General features: G+C 34.1%; 12 protein-coding genes and 1 tRNA gene. 8 read left to right on the top strand and 5 right to left on the bottom strand.

Translation table 11 applies throughout. The features are described from left to right. The 5 genes from WA340_RS14845 to WA340_RS14825 form a co-directional block, all read right to left on the bottom strand. The gene (locus tag WA340_RS14845) at positions 1 to 789 is read right to left on the bottom strand and encodes a DUF3050 domain-containing protein (protein ID WP_336129696.1); all 789 of its coding nucleotides are present in this window, start codon (positions 787 to 789) and stop codon (positions 1 to 3) included. Positions 790 to 885: 96 nt separating this feature from the next. Continuing rightward, positions 886 to 2,064: an acyl-CoA dehydrogenase family protein gene (locus WA340_RS14840; RefSeq protein WP_336129652.1), complete on the bottom strand. Its 1,179-nt coding sequence runs from the start codon at positions 2,062 to 2,064 to the stop codon at positions 886 to 888. 109 nt (positions 2,065 to 2,173) lie between these two features. Next, positions 2,174 to 2,887, bottom strand: coding sequence for a tRNA1(Val) (adenine(37)-N6)-methyltransferase (locus WA340_RS14835; protein WP_336129651.1), 714 nt, complete (start codon positions 2,885 to 2,887; stop codon positions 2,174 to 2,176). Beyond that, positions 2,880 to 3,410, bottom strand: a complete 531-nt coding sequence (gene rimM / locus WA340_RS14830) for a ribosome maturation factor RimM (RefSeq protein ID WP_336129650.1) — start codon at positions 3,408 to 3,410, stop codon at positions 2,880 to 2,882. The genes WA340_RS14835 and rimM overlap by 8 nt, the downstream gene beginning before the upstream one ends. Before the next feature lie 69 nt (positions 3,411 to 3,479). Beyond that, positions 3,480 to 3,968, bottom strand: a complete 489-nt coding sequence (locus tag WA340_RS14825) for a 30S ribosomal protein S16 (protein WP_223077563.1) — start codon at positions 3,966 to 3,968, stop codon at positions 3,480 to 3,482. A gap of 185 nt (positions 3,969 to 4,153) precedes the next feature. On the opposite strand from WA340_RS14825, the gene WA340_RS14820 reads away from it, so the two are divergent. From WA340_RS14820 to WA340_RS14785, 8 genes are all read left to right on the top strand, one after another. Further along, positions 4,154 to 5,704 (top strand): DUF6252 family protein, encoded by a 1,551-nt coding sequence (locus WA340_RS14820; protein WP_336129649.1) that lies wholly within the window; start codon positions 4,154 to 4,156, stop codon positions 5,702 to 5,704. Positions 5,705 to 5,930: 226 nt separating this feature from the next. After that, positions 5,931 to 6,380 carry a ferritin-like domain-containing protein gene (locus WA340_RS14815; protein WP_027880905.1) on the top strand — a complete coding sequence of 150 codons (450 nt, stop codon included), beginning with the start codon at positions 5,931 to 5,933 and terminating at the stop codon, positions 6,378 to 6,380. Between the two features lie 153 nt (positions 6,381 to 6,533). Then, entirely contained in the window at positions 6,534 to 10,919 is a 4,386-nt protein-coding gene (gene dnaE, locus WA340_RS14810) for a DNA polymerase III subunit alpha (protein WP_336129648.1), read from the top strand. Between the two features lie 122 nt (positions 10,920 to 11,041). Then, the gene (gene trxA / locus WA340_RS14805; protein WP_027880907.1) at positions 11,042 to 11,359 is read left to right on the top strand and encodes a thioredoxin; all 318 of its coding nucleotides are present in this window, start codon (positions 11,042 to 11,044) and stop codon (positions 11,357 to 11,359) included. A gap of 79 nt (positions 11,360 to 11,438) precedes the next feature. Beyond that, positions 11,439 to 12,368 (top strand): DUF58 domain-containing protein, encoded by a 930-nt coding sequence (locus WA340_RS14800; protein ID WP_336129647.1) that lies wholly within the window; start codon positions 11,439 to 11,441, stop codon positions 12,366 to 12,368. Between the two features lie 66 nt (positions 12,369 to 12,434). Further along, positions 12,435 to 12,508, top strand: a tRNA-Asp gene (locus WA340_RS14795). 230 nt (positions 12,509 to 12,738) lie between these two features. Beyond that, complete coding sequence (locus WA340_RS14790; protein ID WP_336129646.1) at positions 12,739 to 13,959, top strand: site-specific integrase; 1,221 nt, start codon at positions 12,739 to 12,741, stop codon at positions 13,957 to 13,959. 400 nt (positions 13,960 to 14,359) lie between these two features. Continuing rightward, on the top strand, positions 14,360 to 20,037 hold a 5,678-nt coding region (locus tag WA340_RS14785), incomplete at its 3' end, for a PKD domain-containing protein (protein WP_442920780.1).

The raw sequence follows: 20,037 nt of genomic DNA, 5'->3' as shown, positions 1-20,037 counted from the left end.
CTATAAAGATACAACTTCTTTGCTTTCTAAAATTGCGTTTTCAATACCATCCCAAAGTGCGATTCGTTTTTGTAAAGCTTCTATTGAGATGTCTTCAACTTCTTTCCATTTTTTCTCATCATTTTCACAAAGCTCTTCTATCATTTGAAGCGCCATAGGACCATGTTCGTCAGCATCTAATTCGATATGTCTTTCAAAGTAATACACTAATTTAGAAAGGTCTTTTTCAGGGAAGTTTTGCTGGAAATTTTTTAAAATTTCAGTAAACATATTCGGGATTAAATCTTCGCGACCAAATGTAAACGCAGCAGCTATTTGATGAGGTTGACCCTCGATAGCAACATTAAACGTAAACTCTAAAAAGTCCTTTAGCGATTGAGGTAAATCACTATTTCTTATTGCAACAAATATGTTACCTAAACTTTCTGAAGTTTCTAAAAACGTTTCTATATTAGTAGTTGAAGCGCCACAGGCTTGCATAGCATCTAGATACATTTCGTAGTGGCTTTTATGATTACCATTACTATCTACGTCTGTTTCTTCGGCAAGAACAATTTCGTTAATTAAATATCTTGTTTCTGGGTGTTTTGTAGGCAACCAAGGTATTGTAGTACAAGTTAGTTTATTTTGCAGTGCTTTAAGTAGCGACATAAAATCCCAAACAGCATAAACATGATGTTGTAAAAAGATTTCTAGATCTTCTAAAGATTTTATTTTGTTGTATAAACTGTGATTAAGCAATTGATTTTTAAGAGGATCAATTGATTTTTCAATATCATTAATAGTCATAGCATTTTCATTTTTAACAAAAATAAAAAATGCACCTCTAAAATTAAGGTGCATTTTATATTTATTAACTATTTATAGAAATGTAAAATCTATAGCTTATTTAAAAGCATTTAATCCAGTGATGTCTAAACCTGTGATTAATAAATGAATATCATGTGTACCTTCGTAAGTAATTACACTTTCTAAATTCATCATATGACGCATAATGCTGTATTCTCCAGTAATACCCATTCCGCCTAACATTTGTCTAGCTTCACGAGCAATTTTTATTGCCATATCTACATTATTACGTTTAGCCATAGAAATTTGAGCAGATGTTGCTTTACCTTCATTACGTAACACACCAACACGCCAAGCTAATAGTTGTGCTTTAGTGATTTCAGTAATCATTTCGGCTAACTTTTTTTGTTGTAATTGAAATTGTCCAATTGGCTTACCAAACTGCATACGCTCTTTACTGTATCTTAATGCTGTATCGTAACAATCCATTGCAGCACCAATTGCGCCCCAAGCGATACCATATCTTGCAGAATCTAAACAACCTAATGGTGCGCCAAGTCCAGATTTGTTAGGTAATAAATTTTCTTTTGGCACTTTTACGTTATCAAAAATAAGCTCGCCAGTTGCACTTGCACGTAACGACCATTTGTTGTGAGTTTCTGGAGTAGAAAATCCTTCCATACCACGCTCTACAATTAAACCGTGTATACGACCTTCTTCATTTTTAGCCCAAACAACAGCAACTTGTGCAAAAGGTGCGTTACTAATCCACATTTTAGCACCATTTAAAAGATAATGGTCACCCATATCTTTAAAATTAGTAACCATTCCGCCAGGATTAGATCCGTGATCAGGCTCGGTTAAACCAAAACAACCCATCCATTCTCCAGAAGCTAATTTTGGTAAGTATTTTTTACGTTGCTCTTCGTTACCATATTTAAAAATAGGATACATTACTAAAGACGATTGTACAGAAGCAGTGCTACGTACACCAGAATCGCCACGTTCAATCTCTTGCATGATTAAACCATAAGAAATTTGGTCTAATCCTGCGCCACCATATTCCATAGGTATATATGGTCCAAACGCACCAATCTCGGCTAATCCACCAATAATTTGTTCTGGGAATTCTGCTTTTTGTGCATACTCTTCAATAATAGGAGAAACATCACGTTTAACCCATTCTCTAGCAGCATCGCGTACTAATTTATGTTCGTCGTTTAATAAATCGTCAAGATTTAAGTAATCTGGAGCTTCAAATAAATCTGGTTTCATTAGATAAGTATAGTTTTAAACTGTTGCTTAATGATATCTGTAACAGTATATTGTTTACAATTTTATAGTTAACAAAAATAACGAAATCGTTTTCATTGCCCAATTAAAACTACATTTTTAAGTAGAAATCTTTAGTAAGATTTATGTAGTCTTCTGTGTATTGATGTCTTTGGGTTTCTATAGTTAATTCTTCTTTTTGTATTTCACTTTCGTGGAAACTAAAGCTAATCAAACTTCTTTTTATATCAGCGTTTGGATTACCTTTTACGTTAAGGATTTGGTTAGGAAATAATCCTACTTTTTGAGCAAGATTGATAAATCGGTCTTCTTCACTAAAAGGTATAATTGCTGAAAATCTTCCGTTGTCTTCCAAAAGATGAGCAGCACAAACCACAAGATGTTCAAAAGGCATCGCATCTTGAAAGCGCGCCATGTCACGTTGCTTGTTATCGGTTTTAAAATGGTCTGCGTAAAACGGCGGATTGCTAATTATTAGATCATATTTGTCTTCAATTTCTTCGGCAAATTCTTGTAAATCGGCATGATAACAAAATAATCGGTCTGACCAAGGAGAGTTTTCAAAGTTGTCTACACACTGTTCATATGCATTTTCGTCTATTTCTAAACCGTCGATAACTTGTGCGTTACTGCGTTGGGCTAACATTAAAGATAAAATTCCTGTACCAGCACCAATATCTAAAATAGAAAATGGATTGTCTTTTAATGGTGTCCAAGCACCAAGTAAAACACTATCTGTACCAATTTTCATGGCGCATTGGTCTTGTTTAACTGTAAACTGCTTAAATTGAAAAGGGTTATTCATTAATGTAAAGATCTATTAGTCCTTCTGGTGTTTCTACAAAAATGGTTTTGTTGGGTTTGTCTACTTTGGTGATAAACTCGTCATTCATCGGGATTAAAATCTCTATCCCATTTCTGTCAATTTCAAACAGTGCTTGAGCTGTGCTATCATTTACACCAGAAATTATCCCAACGTTTCCAAAGTTCTTATCTTCAACTTCAAAACCTATAATTTCGTGGTAATAAAATTTGTCATCTTCTAACTCTGGTAAAAAGCTTAATGGTAAGTATAACTCGCTTTTCATTAAGCTATCTGCATCATCTTCTGTGTCTACTTCTTCAAATTTAACACGTAGTAATTCAGATTTGTGTAGTTGTGAACTTTCTATAAAAAAAGGTACTAAATTACCTCTTAAGTTAATAAGTATAGACTCAAGGTTTTCAAATTGTTCAGGCTCGTCAGTATCTAATTTTATTAGTAATTCTCCTTTAAAACTGTATTTTTTTACAATTTTACCAACGTAAAAGCATTCATTTATATCCATAAGGAAAGTTTTAAACATAAAAAACTCCGATAGCGACTATCGGAGTTTAAAAGTATAAAAAAATATTTTTTATTCTTCTTCGTTTGAAGCTTCAGCTTCTTCTTCAACAACAGGAGCTGCTGCTGCAATACGCGCTTCGTTAGCTGCTTTTTCAGCTTCAAAAGCTTTTGCTTTAGCATCTGCTTCAGCTTTAGCTAAGTTTTCTTTCTTAGCATCAACTTTTCCTGCTTTTTCATCTAACCAAGCATTAAATTTCTCTTCTGCTTGTTCTTCAGTTAAAGCGCCTTTTCTAACTCCACCAGCTAAATGGTTTTTAAGTAAAGCTCCTTTGTAAGATAAAATAGCTCTAGCTGTATCAGTTGGTTGTGCACCATTCTGTAACCATTTTACTGCACCATCAACATCTAAATCGATAGTTGCTGGGTTAGTGTTTGGATTGTAAGCACCTATTTTTTCTAAGTATTTACCATCTCTTTTTGCTCTAGCATCTGCTGCTACGATCCAGTAGTAAGGTTTCCCTTTCTTACCGTGTCTTTGTAATCTAATTTTTACTGGCATAAAAAATTAATTTGTGAGGTTCTCGACCTCTGTTATTAATAAGTTTGCAAAGATACTATATTTTTTTTAAGCGATACTTTAAATTTCAATTATTTATAATGAAAAATTATTCTATTTTTGAAGGATAGTATGTCTAGATTATTATTAGGCACATATAACATCAATAATTTATCAAAGATTTAAGAATGAGAAAAGTAATTGCATTAGCTATAACGGTTTTATTAATGTTTAGTTGTAGCGAAGAAAATGAGTTTAAAATAACCACATTTCAAGCCCAAAGAGAAGGCGATGGTGTTTTGTTTAATGCAAATATTTACTCAGCTCAGGTAGATGAGAATGGTGTTATAACTATAGAAGGATCTACATCTTTAGAAACAATTACGTTAGTAGCCTATCCGCAAGATGCTACTAGCTGTACAGGAGCTATTAGTGTAGGTCAAGGATCATGTTACGATATGCAATACAATGCTTCATTTGCTAATTTTATAGATGAAAATAACGTATTATGGTCAACAAATAAAATTCCAGATGAAAGCGTACAAGTATATCGTCCAGATGGAATGATAAGTATTACAGCTGGTAGCTTAGAAGAAGGCACGCTTTCAGGAAGATTTTATTTTAATGCATTTAATCCAACAGGTCTAAATTCTGTAGGGTTTTCAGAAGGTGTTTTTAATAATATACCATTTACAACAGGACCTACAACTAATTATTTTACTTGTGTAGATGCTGAAGAACAAGTGCAACAAGCAATGATAGCGTATAATAACGCAGATTTAATGGAAAGTGCTGTTTTTGAACAATTATGTAATGCATATGTAAACGCATTGTATACTCAAATAGAATTTTGTGGAGATGTAAACGGGACGATACAAGAAACAATTGATCAACTAACAGTAAATAATTGTCAATTAACTTGTGAGCAAATAAGTGATAATACCGCAACAGCACAATCAGATTACAATAATGCTACTTTAGGTAATACTATTGATATGTGTACAAGATATATTCAATACCTAAACGAACAAATTGACACTTGCGGAGATCCAAACGGAGATTTACAAGCAGCTATAGATAGCTTAGATTGTGGTGATGATGATGGAGATGGTGTTCCAAATTCAATTGAAGACCTTAATAATAATGGAGATTTAACAGATGATGATACAGATGGAGATTTAAATGCAGATTATTTAGACGAAGACGATGATGATGACGGTATTTTAACAAACGACGAGTTAAACCTTGATGCAGATGGTAACGCTGCAGATACAGATATGGATGGAATACCAGATTATTTAGATTTAGATGAAGATAATGATGGTATTTTATTAGCAGACGAAGATATTAACGCAGACGGTAACCCATTAAACGATGATACAGATGGAGATGGTATACCTAATTACCTAGACCAAGATGATGATGGCGATGGTGTTTTTACTGTTTATGAAGGAATGATTGATACAGATAACGACGGAACACCTAATTACTTAGATAATGATGATGACGGAGATACCATCTTAACTATTTACGAGTTTATAGATGATGATGGAGATGGTAATCCAATAGATTCTCAAGATTTTGATTCAGATGGAATGGATGATTATTTAGATAATGATGATGATAACGATGGCGTGCCAACAGCAGACGAAAACCCAGATCCAAACGGAGATGGTAACCCAGATGACGCACAAAACTCCGATGCAGATTCTGCACCAGATTATTTAGATGCAAATTAATAACATCGTACACTTATAAAAAAAAGGAGCTTTAATTAAAGCTCCTTTTTTGTTTTAAAACAGATTGAAAATTAAAATATTAGTCTAGTGTTAACAAATCTTAAGGCAATCATAAACCTTGTTAAACGCTTGGTATGCTTAGTAATTCATTATATCTTTATAATTGAAGATGCGAAACAATACACATCTATAAATAATTTATTGAAATTTAAAATGAAAAGATATTATGAGTTATAGTGAAGAAATTTCAGAAAAATTAAATGAACTACTAGTAAAAAATTACGATGCCGAAAAAGGGTATTTAAACGCAATGTCTAATGTAGACGACAAAAATTTAAAAATCTTCTTTAAGAGAAGAGCATCAGAGCGCAGCCAATTTGCTAAAGAATTAAGAACAGAGATTTTAAGATATGGCGAGGTACCAGAAGATTCTGGCACATTTAAAGGAACTGTACATAGAAATTGGATGAGTTTAAAATCAGCATTATCTTCAAATAATGAAGAAAAAATATTAGAAGAAGCCATTAGAGGTGAAGAAGCCAGCTTAGAAGAGTATGATAAATTAATGAAAGAAAATAACTTGCCACCAACAATTGACGAGCTAATTTTTAGACATCGCAACTCTATACAAGCAGCAATTAATACAGAAAAAGTACATGAAGAGTTAGTGTCATAACACTTAAATGCTTAACATAAAATCAAAAAATCCAGTATAATCATACTGGATTTTTTTGTGTATAATTGTTTATAACTTCACTTTAAAAAAGAGAAATTTCTACGTACATTTATAAGCTCTAAAATTTTCAACAAAACATCTAAAAATACCTTAATGTACTTAATATTTGATACAGAAACTACCGGATTACCAAAACGTTGGGATGCACCAATTACAGATGTAGATAATTGGCCTAGATGCATCCAAATAGCATGGCAATTACATGACCAGATGGGTAACTGTATTGATCATCAAGATTATTTAGTTAAACCTGATGGGTTTGATATTCCGTATGATGCCGAGCGTATACATGGTATTTCAACAGAGTTGGCTCAACAGCAAGGTGTTCCTTTAGTAGAAGTTTTAGAAAAATTTAATGAAGCTTTAAGTAAAACAAAGTTTGTTGTCGGTCAAAATGTAGGTTTTGATTTAAATATTATGGGAGCAGAGTTTGTCCGCGAAAGCGTAGATAATCCTCTGCAAGAATTACCCGTTTTAGACACATGTACAGAGTCAACAGCACAACTTTGCCAAATACCTGGCGGACGTGGAGGTAAATTTAAATTACCAACTTTAACCGAGTTACATCAATTTTTATTTAACCAACCATTTGCCGAAGCACATAACGCAACAGCAGACGTAGAGGCAACAACACGTTGTTTTTTAGAGCTTGTTAGACGCAAAGAATACACAAAAGAACAATTAGACGTTCAACCAGATTATTTTGAGCGTTTCAATAAAGAAAATCCGCAACCTATTCAGCTAATAGGATTAAAACACTTAAATCTTAAAAGAGAAAGTGATAAAATCCGTGAACAATTAAAAAAGCAGGAATCTAGCGGAATTTCTTCAGCAGAAATAAAAGAAAACATTGAAGATCTTAAATCTGTAGACTTTGCACACTTGCATAATCACTCTCAATTTTCGATACTTCAATCAACAATAAGTATTTCAGATTTAGTCAATCTAACGGCAGAACATAAAATGCCCGCAGTAGCGCTTACAGATCATGCAAATATGATGGGAGCATTTCATTTTGTAAAAGCTGTAAATGGACATAATAAATCTGTAAAAGCAAAAAATGAAGAAGCAGCACAACAAGGTAAACCACCAGTAGCAAATCAAATTAAAGCAATTGTAGGTTGCGAGTTTTTTGTTTGCGAAGATCACACAGATAAAACAAGAAAAGATAACGGTTACCAAATAGTACTGCTTGCAAAAAATAAAAAAGGATATCATAACCTTGCAAAACTTTCGTCCCACGCGTTTGTAGATGGATTTTATTATGTACCGCGTATTGATAAAAAATTAATAGAACAATACAAAGAAGACGTTATTTGTTTAACAGGAAACCTTTACGGTGAAGTGCCAAGTAAAGTCTTAAATGTAGGTGAAGCTCAAGCTGAAGAAGCTTTGCTTTGGTGGAAAGAAACATTTCAAGACGACTTGTATATCGAGTTAATGCGACATGGTCAAGAGGACGAAAACCGTGTTAATCAAACACTAATCGAGTTTTCTAAAAAACATGATATAAAATTACTAGCCACTAATAATACCTACTACGGTAAAAAAGACGATGCTAATGCGCATGATATTTTATTATGTGTGAAAGATGGCGAAAAGCAATCAACACCAATAGGACGTGGTCGTGGTTATCGTTATGGATTACCAAATCAAGAATATTACTTTAAGTCAGCAGACGAAATGAAGGAGTTATTTAAAGATATTCCTGAGGCAATAAGTAATATTCAAGAAGTTGTAGATAAAATAGAACCTTTTGAGTTAGCAAGAGATGTCTTGTTACCAGCATTTAATATTCCAGAAGAATTTAAGCATCCAGAAGATGAGGTCGATGGTGGAAAAAGAGGAGAAAATGCCTATCTAAAACACTTAACCTACGAAGGAGCAAAAAAGCGTTATGGCGAAATTACAGAAGATATTAAAGAACGTCTAGATTTTGAGCTTGAAGTTATAGAAAACACAGGTTATCCAGGATATTTCTTAATTGTAGAAGATTTTATTCGTGAAGCAAGAAAAATGGATGTATCCGTTGGTCCAGGTCGTGGTAGTGCAGCAGGATCTGTTGTAGCTTACTGTTTGTGGATTACCAATATAGACCCAATACAGTACAATCTACTTTTTGAGCGTTTTCTTAATCCAGATCGTATTAGTATGCCAGATATTGATATCGATTTTGATGATGAAGGAAGAAGCCGAGTAATGGATTACGTTATCGATAAATATGGAGCAAATCAAGTAGCACAAATCATTACTTATGGTACTATGGCGGCAAAAAGTAGTATTCGTGATACAGCTCGTGTACTAGATTTGCCACTTTTTGATGCAGATAGAATTGCAAAATTAATCCCAAATATGTCTAAACTAAACAAGATTTTTGGTTTAGATGAAAAACAATTTGGACAAAAATTCAGGTCTGAAGATTTAGAAAAAATAAACCAACTTTTAAATATTTCTGAAGGATCAGATCTTGAAGCCGAAACAGTAAATACAGCAAGAGCGTTAGAAGGCTCTGTAAGAAATACAGGTATACATGCATGTGGTGTAATTATTACACCAGACGATATTACCAAGTTTGTACCAGTATCTACAGCAAAAGATTCAGATTTATACGTTACACAATTTGATAACTCGGTTGTAGAAAGTGCAGGACTTTTAAAAATGGACTTTTTAGGGTTAAAAACATTAACACTAATTAAGGATACTGTAAAAATTGTTAAGGCAAAACATAATATTCAGTTAGATCCAGAAAGTTTTCCTTTAGATGATGAAAAAACTTTCGCATTATTCCAAAGAGGAGAAACAGTTGGAGTATTTCAATATGAATCTCCTGGAATGCAAAAACACTTAAAAGACCTTAAACCAACGGTTTTTGACGATTTAATTGCGATGAATGCATTATATCGTCCAGGACCAATGGAATATATACCAAGTTTCGTAAGAAGAAAACATGGCGACGAAGATATCGAGTATGACTTGCCAGCAATGGAAGAATACTTAAAAGAAACCTACGGTATTACAGTTTACCAAGAGCAAGTAATGCTTTTGTCTCAAAAGCTAGCTAATTTTACAAAAGGTGAAGCCGATGTCCTTCGTAAAGCAATGGGTAAAAAGCAAATTGCGGTACTAGATAAAATGAAACCTAAGTTTATCGAACAAGCAAGTGCTAATGGTCATGATGCTAAAAAACTTGAAAAAATATGGAAAGACTGGGAAGCATTTGCAAGTTATGCCTTCAATAAATCTCACTCTACATGTTATGCTTGGATTGCTTATCAAACGGCGTATTTAAAAGCACATTATCCAGCAGAATATATGGCTGCAGTGCTGTCTAATAACATGAACGATATCAAGCAAGTTACTTTCTTTATGGAAGAATGTAAACGAATGAAATTGCAGGTTTTAGGACCAGACGTAAACGAATCGTTTTATAAATTCTCGGTAAACAAAGATAATGCGGTACGTTTTGGTATGGGAGCAATTAAAGGTGTTGGTCACGGAGCAGTAAAAACGATTGTAGAAAATAGAAAGGAAGACGGACCATATACTTCAATATTTGATTTAGCAAAGCGTATTGATTTAAGAGCAGCTAACAAAAAAGCGTTTGAAAATCTAGCATTAGCAGGTGGATTTGATGAGTTAGGAAATACCCACAGAGCACAATATTTTTATAAAGATGGTGGTGATTTAACCTTTTTAGAAAAGGCTATAAAATATGGAGCAAAGCATCAAGAAAACGAAAATTCTGCTCAAGTAAGTCTTTTTGGAGGTGAAAGTGAAGTCCAAATTGAAGAACCAACAATTCCCGAATGTGAAACTTGGGGAACCATGGAGAAGCTAGCTAAAGAGCGAGAAGTAGTAGGAGTTTATATTTCTGGACATCCACTAGATGATTTTAAAATAGAAATGAAAACCTTCTGTAATGCTAATTTATCGGTATTTAACGATCTTGAAAAATATGTAAATAGAGAAATGACTTTTGGAGGAGTTGTGACAGATGTGCAACACCGTGTAAGTAAACAAGGTAAAGGTTGGGCATTATTTACTGTAGAAGATTATACAGATACTTACGAGTTCAGAATATTTGGTGAGGAATATTTAAAATTTAGACATTTTTTACTTCAAAATAATTTTGTTTACGTCAAGGTATTTGTACGCGAAGGTTGGGTAAACAAAGACACAGGTAAAAAAAGCGACCCTAGGCTTCAATTTAATAACTTTCAATTACTACAAGATGTTTTAGAAAGTTATGCTAAAAAGCTTTCAATTCAATTAAATATAAAAGATTTAGATGTAGAAAAAATACAACGTTTAAAGGATTTGATTAATCTTCATCCAGGTAATCAAGCTTTAAATTTTGTTGTTTACGATAACAGAGATCAAGTAAAATTGAATATGTCTAGCCGTAAACAAAAAGTGAAAGTAAGTCAAGAGCTTTTAGATCAATTAGAAAATGAACAAGTGTATTTTAAATTAAATTAACAACATAACTCAAACTAATACAGTAATAATCAAAACAAATTGTTATGCTGTAAGATTTAGCATTTTTTTTGACTAATATTGCATATTAACACGTATTAAAAACACAATTAAATTATATTATTATGGCATTAGAAATTACAGATGCAACTTTTGAAGAGCAAGTATTAAACAGCGACAAACCAGTAATGGTAGACTTTTGGGCTGCTTGGTGTGGACCATGTCGTATGGTTGGACCAATTATTGACGAATTAAGTACAGAATACGAAGGTAAAGCTGTTATAGGTAAAGTAGATGTAGATGCAAATCAAGAGTTTGCAGCAAAATATGGTGTACGTAACATTCCAACAGTATTAGTATTTCAAAATGGAGAAGTAGTTGGACGTCAGGTTGGTGTAGCACCTAAAAATGCTTATGCAGAAGCATTAGACTCTTTATTATAATCCAAATTATAAATAAATTAAAATGAAAGGTTTGTCTTAATGGCAAACCTTTTTTTATTTTAGATGAAATTTAAAAATCATGAAATTACAAAACGAACTAAATAAAGCAGGCGGATTTAAAAACCTTGAACATCTAGCAAAACAAGTAGTAGAAGGTTTTATATCTGGTATGCATAAAAGTCCGTTTCATGGTTTTTCTGCAGAATTTGCAGAACATAAAATATACAATCAAGGAGAAAGCACTAAGCATATTGATTGGAAACTGTTTGCAAAAACAGACAAGTTATACACAAAACGTTTTGATGACGAAACTAACCTAAGATGTCACATAATATTAGATAACAGTAGTTCAATGCATTATCCAATCCTATCTAATTTTTCGATTAATAACTTAAATAAAATTGCATTTTCAGCTTTAGCAAGCGCATCATTAATGCATATTTTAAAACGACAAAGAGATGCTGTTGGATTAAGTATTTATAGTGACGTTTATGATTTTTATGCGCCAGAAAAAGGAAGTGAAAGGCATCATCAAATGTTAATACACCAACTTGAAAAGACTATAGAAAAAAAACAAAAAATTAAGAAAACAGAAACATTTACGCTTCTTCATCAAATAGCAGAAAAAATACATAGAAGATCCTTAATATTTCTTTTTACAGATATGTTTCAAACACAAACTAATGAACAGAAGTTATTTGAAGCACTTAGGCATTTAAAACACAATAAGCATGAAGTAGTACTCTTTCATGTTTTTGATAGCAAAAAAGAACTAAATTTTAATTTTGATAATAAACCAAAATGCTTTATTGATGTAGAAACAGGTCAATATATTAACTTATATGCTGATTCTGTTAAAGAAAATTATAATAAAATAGTAGAAGAGTATTTTAAACAATTAAAATTAAAGTGTTTGCAGTATAAAATTAAATATGTGCAATCTGATGTAAATCAAGGTTTTAATGATGTTTTGACAACCTATATGATCCAAAGGCAAAAATTTATTTAAAAAAAACACGAAAAATATTTGAGAAATTAAAATAGCAGTGTATATTTGCCCTCGCAATAAAGCAACGGTCTGGTAGTTCAGCTGGTTAGAATATCTGCCTGTCACGCAGGGGGTCGCGGGTTCGAATCCCGTCCAGACCGCTAAATCGGAAATCAAAATCCCTCAAAACCTTGTAAATCCTATGATTTACAAGGTTTTATTTTTTTAGAGCAATCATATAATTTGATATCATTTGCATCTAAAAGGTCACAAATCGTCAACATATCTTCTTTATCATAAATATGTTGACAGAATAACGTAACTTACTCATAGTTAAGATAGTTGATTTGACTTTCGTCCAGCAATGTTTAACCATTAAAAGACGACAACTATGCGAACTTCATCAACATTTTCAGTACTGTTTTGGGTGTACGGTAAACGTGCCGTAAACAACAAGGCAAATATCTACGTTCGACTTACCCAAAATGGCAAGCGCGTAAACATTAGCCTTAAACAGAAAATTGAAATTACTACTTGGAATGAGAAAACCCAAAGAGCCAACGGAACAGGTAAAGATTCACGTATTCTCAATCTTTATTTGAACGAGGTACAATCAAAGATTTATAGAATATACGAGGACTTACAAAAGGAAGAAAAACCATTTACTTCTCAAATGGTCAAAGCCAGATTTTTGGGCGAAGACAAAAAACGTTTTTCATTTCAAAATCTTATTGATTATTATAATGAAAAGATGCAGCACAAACTGCATAAAAATACATTGGGTCAATATAAAACTAGCCAAAGATATATGTTAGAGTATATTATAAAAGAATACAAGGAGACTGATATTTTTCTTTCTAAACTAGATTATAGTTTTGTTATTGGCTTTGAAGATTTTCTGCGCTCTTATATTCCGAAACCAGGACATAGTAAAATTGGTAATAACACCGCTATGAAACATATAAAACGTCTTCGTAGAATGGTAACCCTCGCATATCGAATGGAATGGTTGGATAGAGATCCCTTTATCAATTTTAAAATGAAGATTGATAAAAAAGAGCGTGAGTTCTTGACAAGCGAAGAGTTAAAGAGCGTTGAGGACTTGAGCTCTTCAATAGAACGTTTAGTTGTTGTCAAAGATTTATTCGTTTTTAGTTGTTATACCGGTATATCATATAGTGATATTGTAAAGTTGACCCAAGATAACATTGTAATAGGAATAGATGGTAAACCGTGGATAATGGCAGCTAGGGTTAAAACAGGTACACCTTTTAAAATTCCATTATTAAATCAAGCACAAATCTTAATCGATAAGTATAAAGACCACCTCAGAACTCATAGTAGTAGAAATCTTCTCCCAAAGCTTTCAAACCAAAAACTAAATAGTTATTTAAAAGAAATAGCCGACCTGTGTGGTGTCAAGAAAAATCTTACTTTTCATATGGCACGTCACACCTTTGCTACAACAGTAACATTAAGTAAAGGTGTACCTTTAGAAACCGTTTCAAAACTTTTGGGACATACAAAACTGTCAACAACCCAAATCTATGCTAGAGTTGTGGAAAAAAAAGTGAGTCAAGATATGGCAAAACTCAAATCAATATTGAAGTGATTTTAAATTATAAGTGTTTTTAAAATGAATTTTTAATTTTCACACATTTAAGTTTTAAATTATTTAAAGCTAATTAATTAAGTCCCGATGAAATCTAATAATGTTTTCTTGTCTTAATTCTAAATAATTAGTAGAGTTTTTCTAAAATTGAAATTATTACGCTCTTTTAGTTTTCAAAAGAGACGTTAAAATCACTTAGATTAATATTAGTCTTTATAATTGGTACAATCTATTCATTTAATTACTAAAAAAAGATAGTTAAATTGTTAATAAAATGTACATTTTATCGACGAAAATTGCTTTTTATCGAAAAAATATATTATATTTGCTACAAAATAAGAAATCATGTTTGGATTTTTATTTTCGTTATTTGATAAAAAAACGCTCAAAATTATAATAAATGTACAATACTTACTTAACCAAAAAAATGACAAATAAGAGTAATTTTATAGCTCTTATTTTTTTTACACTATTCCTGTTGTTTAGTTTTACTACAGTAAATGCTCAATCCTGTACCATAAATGCAGGTTTAGACCAGACAATTTGTGTTAATGATACATTTCAATTAGATGGTAACTCACCTGATACTTATGCCGAAGGACCAACATGGACTCAAATAGCTGGACCGTCTGTAGTCATTAGTGATCCATCTATCGATGATCCTATTATAACTGGTTTTTCCGGTGGAAATACTTATGTGTTTCAATTATCAGCAACCTGCTTTAATGGCGATACACCAATACAAACAGTTTCAGTAACTGTACAACCTATAACTATTGCTGATGCTGGAACAGATATGGCTTCTTGTCCAGATAGCTCAGGCTCATTAATTATTAATGCAAATACTCCTGGAAATGCAGGAGAAGTTGGTCAATGGTCAGTTCAAGGAGGAAACGGAGCAGGTGTTGTGATTAACCAACCAAATTCAGCAACATCAACAATAACATTGCCAGAAGGTAGTGCAGGGACAACAGTTTTACGTTGGACAATTACTGGGCCAGAATATGCGCCTGGTCAATATTGTGAAAGTTTTTCAGAAATTACAATTACTAATTACGGTGGAGTAGATCCAGTCGACGCAGGTCCCGATCAAACATTAACTAATTGTTATACGGTTTCTCAAAGTACAAACTTAAATGGGAGCTTTGGAGGTGCTAATTTAAATGGTCAAGTTGGTACATGGATATTTGTAAGTGGACCTGCCAATCCGAGTATTGCTAACCCAAATAATAATACTACTAGTGTTAGTGGTTTGGTAGAAGGTGTTTATGTCTTTAGATGGGATGTTGTTGGACCTTGTGCCAATGGAAGTGATACAGTGACAATAACCGTACCACCTGCTACACAAGACGTAACACAAGCTACAACTACAAATAACAACCAAAGGTTTTGCGATGCCTCGGTAACAGAAACAACATTAATTGGGTCTCCTCCAGATTTTACCAATGAAACTGTTCTTTGGGAACAAATAGATGGAAACCCAGCAGTAACGATAGTTGATCCAACAAGCAGTACAACCCAAGTTACTGGTCTTGTTGCTCCAAATACTTATCAATTCAGATATACAATAACTAATAGTATTACTGGTTGCACATCTAGTGCAACGGTAAACATAATATATAATACAAGCCCAATCAGCATTTTAGTAGATTCTGGTAACGATTTAATTCTTGGTGCTTGTGGTCAAACATCGTTTAACGTTCCTTATACCTCGACAAGTGGAAATAGAACCCAATATAGTATTGTGAGTGGGCCAAGTGCTTCTGCATTAACATTTCCTACACCATATGTTAATTTGGGAAGTGCTAATAATGGAACTGCAACAATTAATAGTTTTGATGTTCCAGGTAATTATACTGTAAATTTTAGAAGAATAAGAACTGGAAACCTTTTTGTAGGAAACTGTAATCAAGCTAACGATGATATTGTTATTGCAGTTTCTAACCCTATTTCTGGGTCTAATGCTGGTTCTGATCAAACATTTATTTGTGGTCAAACGTCAGGCTCATTGGCAGGTAGTGCTATATTACCTGGTGAAACTTCCGTTTGGTCACAAATTTCCGGACCAAACACTGCGACTATTAATGATATTTATGCGCAAACAACAACGTTATCTGGGCTTATTCCAGGAGAATACGTGTTTAGATATACAGTTACTGCTGGACCAAATTGCACACCACCAGCTACTTCAGATACTAGTATTTTTGTGTCCCCTTTAGATAACAATCCTGTAAATGCAGGTGTAGATCAAACAGTGTGTTTTAATGCTCCAGTACAATTGGCGGCAGATCCTCCTGCAGATAGTCAAACGGGAACTTGGTCGTCATCAGATCCTGGAGTTACGTTTTCTGATGTAAATGATCCAAATGCAATAGCAACAGGGTTTTCTTCTCCTTCAACTGTATATACGTTAACCTGGTCTGTATTAAATGATTATATTAATTGCGGACCTGCCGCAACAGATACGGTTATTATAACTACAACTGCTGATGAATCTCCAACAATAGCGAATGCAGGAGTAGATTTTTGTTTTAGCTCTGGTGTAACAACCCTACCGAATTTGAATGCTAATTCACCCGATGTAGATGAAACAGGAACTTGGACTCAAATCTCTGGGCCATCTGCGGTAACATTTACTAATCCAAACAGTCCAACATCAGAAGTAACAGGGTTGGTTGACGGGCAATACGAATTTCAATGGGAAATTGCTTATTCTGCTCCTGCTCCAAATTCATGTCCAGCAACAACAGATACTGTTGAGGTAGTTGTTGCAGATACAGGTGCCAATGTAGATGCTGGTCCAGACCAAAGTTTGTGTCTAGATCCAGTGTTGTTGTCTTTTACTATGAATGCGACCGATCCAGTTCCGTTAGGTGGAATTGGAACATGGAATTTAGTGTCTGGTTTAGGAGGTTATACAGTTGATGATATAAACAGCCCAACAGCAACCTTTTCAAATCTTTTAGATGGCACTTATGTTTTTGAATGGGTAATTTCTTATGGTAATTGTGTTTCAACGGCAACGCCAGATCAAGTTACTATAGAGGTTGGAATACCACCAACACCTGCTAATATTCAAGGAGGCGATCAAGTAATATGTGCAGCTACAAATACGGTTATAACAGCTGATCCTTTATTAAATCCAAATGCTGAAAGTGGTTCATGGACAGTAATATCTGGTCCAAATACACCAAACATTGATAATCCAGGGAGTAATTCTATTAATGTTACGGGATTAACAACAGGAACATATGTTTTTAGATGGACCACTGTAAGCGGCTCTCCTTTATGTCCAAATTCTACAGATGAAATTAATGTAGAGGTCTATGCACCTTCATCTGCTGGTGCAGATCAGCAATTATGTCAAGTTAATAGTACTTTTCTTCAGGCTACTCCGGGTACTACTGGGACTTGGACAATAGTTTCAACTACAAACCCATTAGGAATAGGTTCATTTAGCCCAACGCAATCACCAAGTAATAGTAATACGGCTAATGCGCCAGTTGAACCAGGTTATGAATATGTTTATCAGTTTGCAACGGATTATACTGGTTCTGGGGCAGCTTGTAACAATTCAGACCAAGTCACGGTAACTGTTAGTAATGGACCAAGTGAAGATGCTGATGCTGGATCAGATCAATATATCTGTATGGCTGACACAACTACAGCTACATTAACTGCAGGAAATTTAGCAATACCTGTTGATGTAACTTCAGAATGGAGATTGTTGTCCCAACCTGGTGGAGCAACGATTACCTTTACAACACCAAACAATAGCACATCAACAGATGTAAATGGTTTAACTGTTCCAGGTATTTATATTTTTGAATTAAATTTTGCGTCTGGCTTTTGTACAGACAATGCAGATATAGTTAGGGTAGAGGTTTTTGAAGCTCCTGGTCCTATTGATGCAGGTCCTGACCAGCCACTAGCTTGTCAACAAAATACACAATTAAATGCAACAACACCAACTGTTGGTCTTGGTGTATGGACTTTTGCCAATCCTGGCGATGATCCCTCAGGAGGACTTGTAGTAATTGATAGCCCAAATAACCCTCAAACAACGTTGTCCAATATTCCAGACGATGTTGGTAATGATGGATTAGACGATGTATATGTGTTAACATGGACGGTATCAAACGACCCTCCTCCATCTTCTGGAACAACTTTTACCAACCCTTCATTATGTGCACCACAATCAGATACTGTAACTTTAACCTATACAGGCACACCACCTTCTCAAGCTATTGCAGGCCCAGATCAAGAGTATTGTGATAATACTCAAGCCTTTCTTGCGGCAACACCTTTAGCAGAAGGAGTGGGTACTTGGACACAAACTGCTGGAAATCCAGCAAACATTACAGCACCTAATAACCCTAACAGTCTAGTGTTAGGACTTTCACAAGGAACTTATGAGTTTACGTGGACTGCAGTTGGAGGAGGTTGTACCTCGGTAGATACTATGGAAATCCTTATATATTCAGACCCTATAAGCGCTAATGCAGGTCCTGACCAATCCTTACCTGAATTTTCTACAGTAACTTTGGGAGCTACTCCAGCTTCAGCTGGTCAAGGAACATGGACGCAAGTATCTGGACCAACCCCAGTTAATTTTATAGATAATAATAATCCAAATACTTCAGTAACGGGAACAACTGTTGGTACTTATGTTTTTGAATGGACAGTTTCAAATGGAACATGTAATAGTGCTTCTGACCAAGTAACAATAACAATTCTGCCAATTTCAGATTTAGAGCTAACAAAAAGTGTCACGCCTAGTAGTGTGAATGTTGGAGATATAGTAACATTTACAATTTCAGTTTTTAATAATGATGCTAGTGCTACAAACTCTGATGCAACTGGTGTTAGTGTTGAAGACATATTGCCTTTAGGGTATTCATTAGTTACAGGGACAGTATCCAATGGGGGCTCTTTCAATTTAGGAACGCAAACTATTACTTGGACTAATTTGAGTATTGCAAATGGAGCAATATTAAATTTAACATTTGATGCTACTGTAAATGCTTCAGGTTCATATATAAACACTTCTCAAATTATTGCCAGCGATAATCAAGACCCAGACAGTGACCCAGCAACAGATGAAACGGTGGATGAAGATGGTGACGGTAACGGTGATGATGATGATGAGGATTCAGCTTCAGTAACTATACAATCTGCGGATTTATCATTACAAAAAACGGTGTCTCCAACTAATGTAAGTGTTGGAGATTTAGTTACGTTTACAATAACTGTAACAAATACTGGAGCAAACACAGCTACAAATGTTAATGTTTTAGATCAGTTACCAAATGGTTACACCTATCAATCTGATGATTCAGGAGGTAATTATAATTCTGGAACTGGAATTTGGAATATTGGTACAATAACTACAAGTTCACCAGCAATCTTAAATATTACAGCTTTAGTAAATGCACCGACAGGGACATCAAACGAATATTTAAATATCACAGAAATTACGTCTAGTGATCAAGCAGATCCAGATAGTAACCCAAATAACGATGACGGTGACCAGAGTGAAGATGATGAAGATAATGCACAAATTACTTTAGAGCAAGCAGATTTAGAAATAACAAAATCAGTTAACCCTCTTTCAGGATCTGTAGGCGATATAGTATCTTTTAGTGTTCTTGTCGAAAACAATGGGCCAGGGAATGCCACAGGAGTTGATATTCAAGATATACTTCCTAGCGGGTTTGATTTGGTACCAGGTACAATTTCTAATTCAGGAGTTTATTTTTTTGGAAATAATTCTATTGAATGGAATAATTTAACTATTGCCAATGGAGCTTCAATGACATTAACTTATGATGCAGTTGTTAATAATTCAGGAAATTACACCAATTCCGTTCAAGTAACAGCTAGTGATCTTGATGATCCAGATAGCGACCCAAACACCGATAATACAGTAGATGAAGATGGAGATGGCAATGGTGATGACGATGATGAAGATACAACTACATTCATAATTGAAACATCCGATTTAGAGTTAACTAAGGGTATAAGTGCGGCAAGTAGTTCAACACCAAATGTGGGTGACACGGTAACCTTTGAAGTTGT

Origin of the sequence: Mesoflavibacter sp. CH_XMU1422-2 (assembly GCF_037029245.1) — a bacterium.
Taxonomy (GTDB): domain Bacteria; phylum Bacteroidota; class Bacteroidia; order Flavobacteriales; family Flavobacteriaceae; genus Mesoflavibacter; species Mesoflavibacter zeaxanthinifaciens.
Note: the sequence above shows the minus strand (reverse complement) of the source record. Positions and strands in the feature narration are given on the sequence as shown.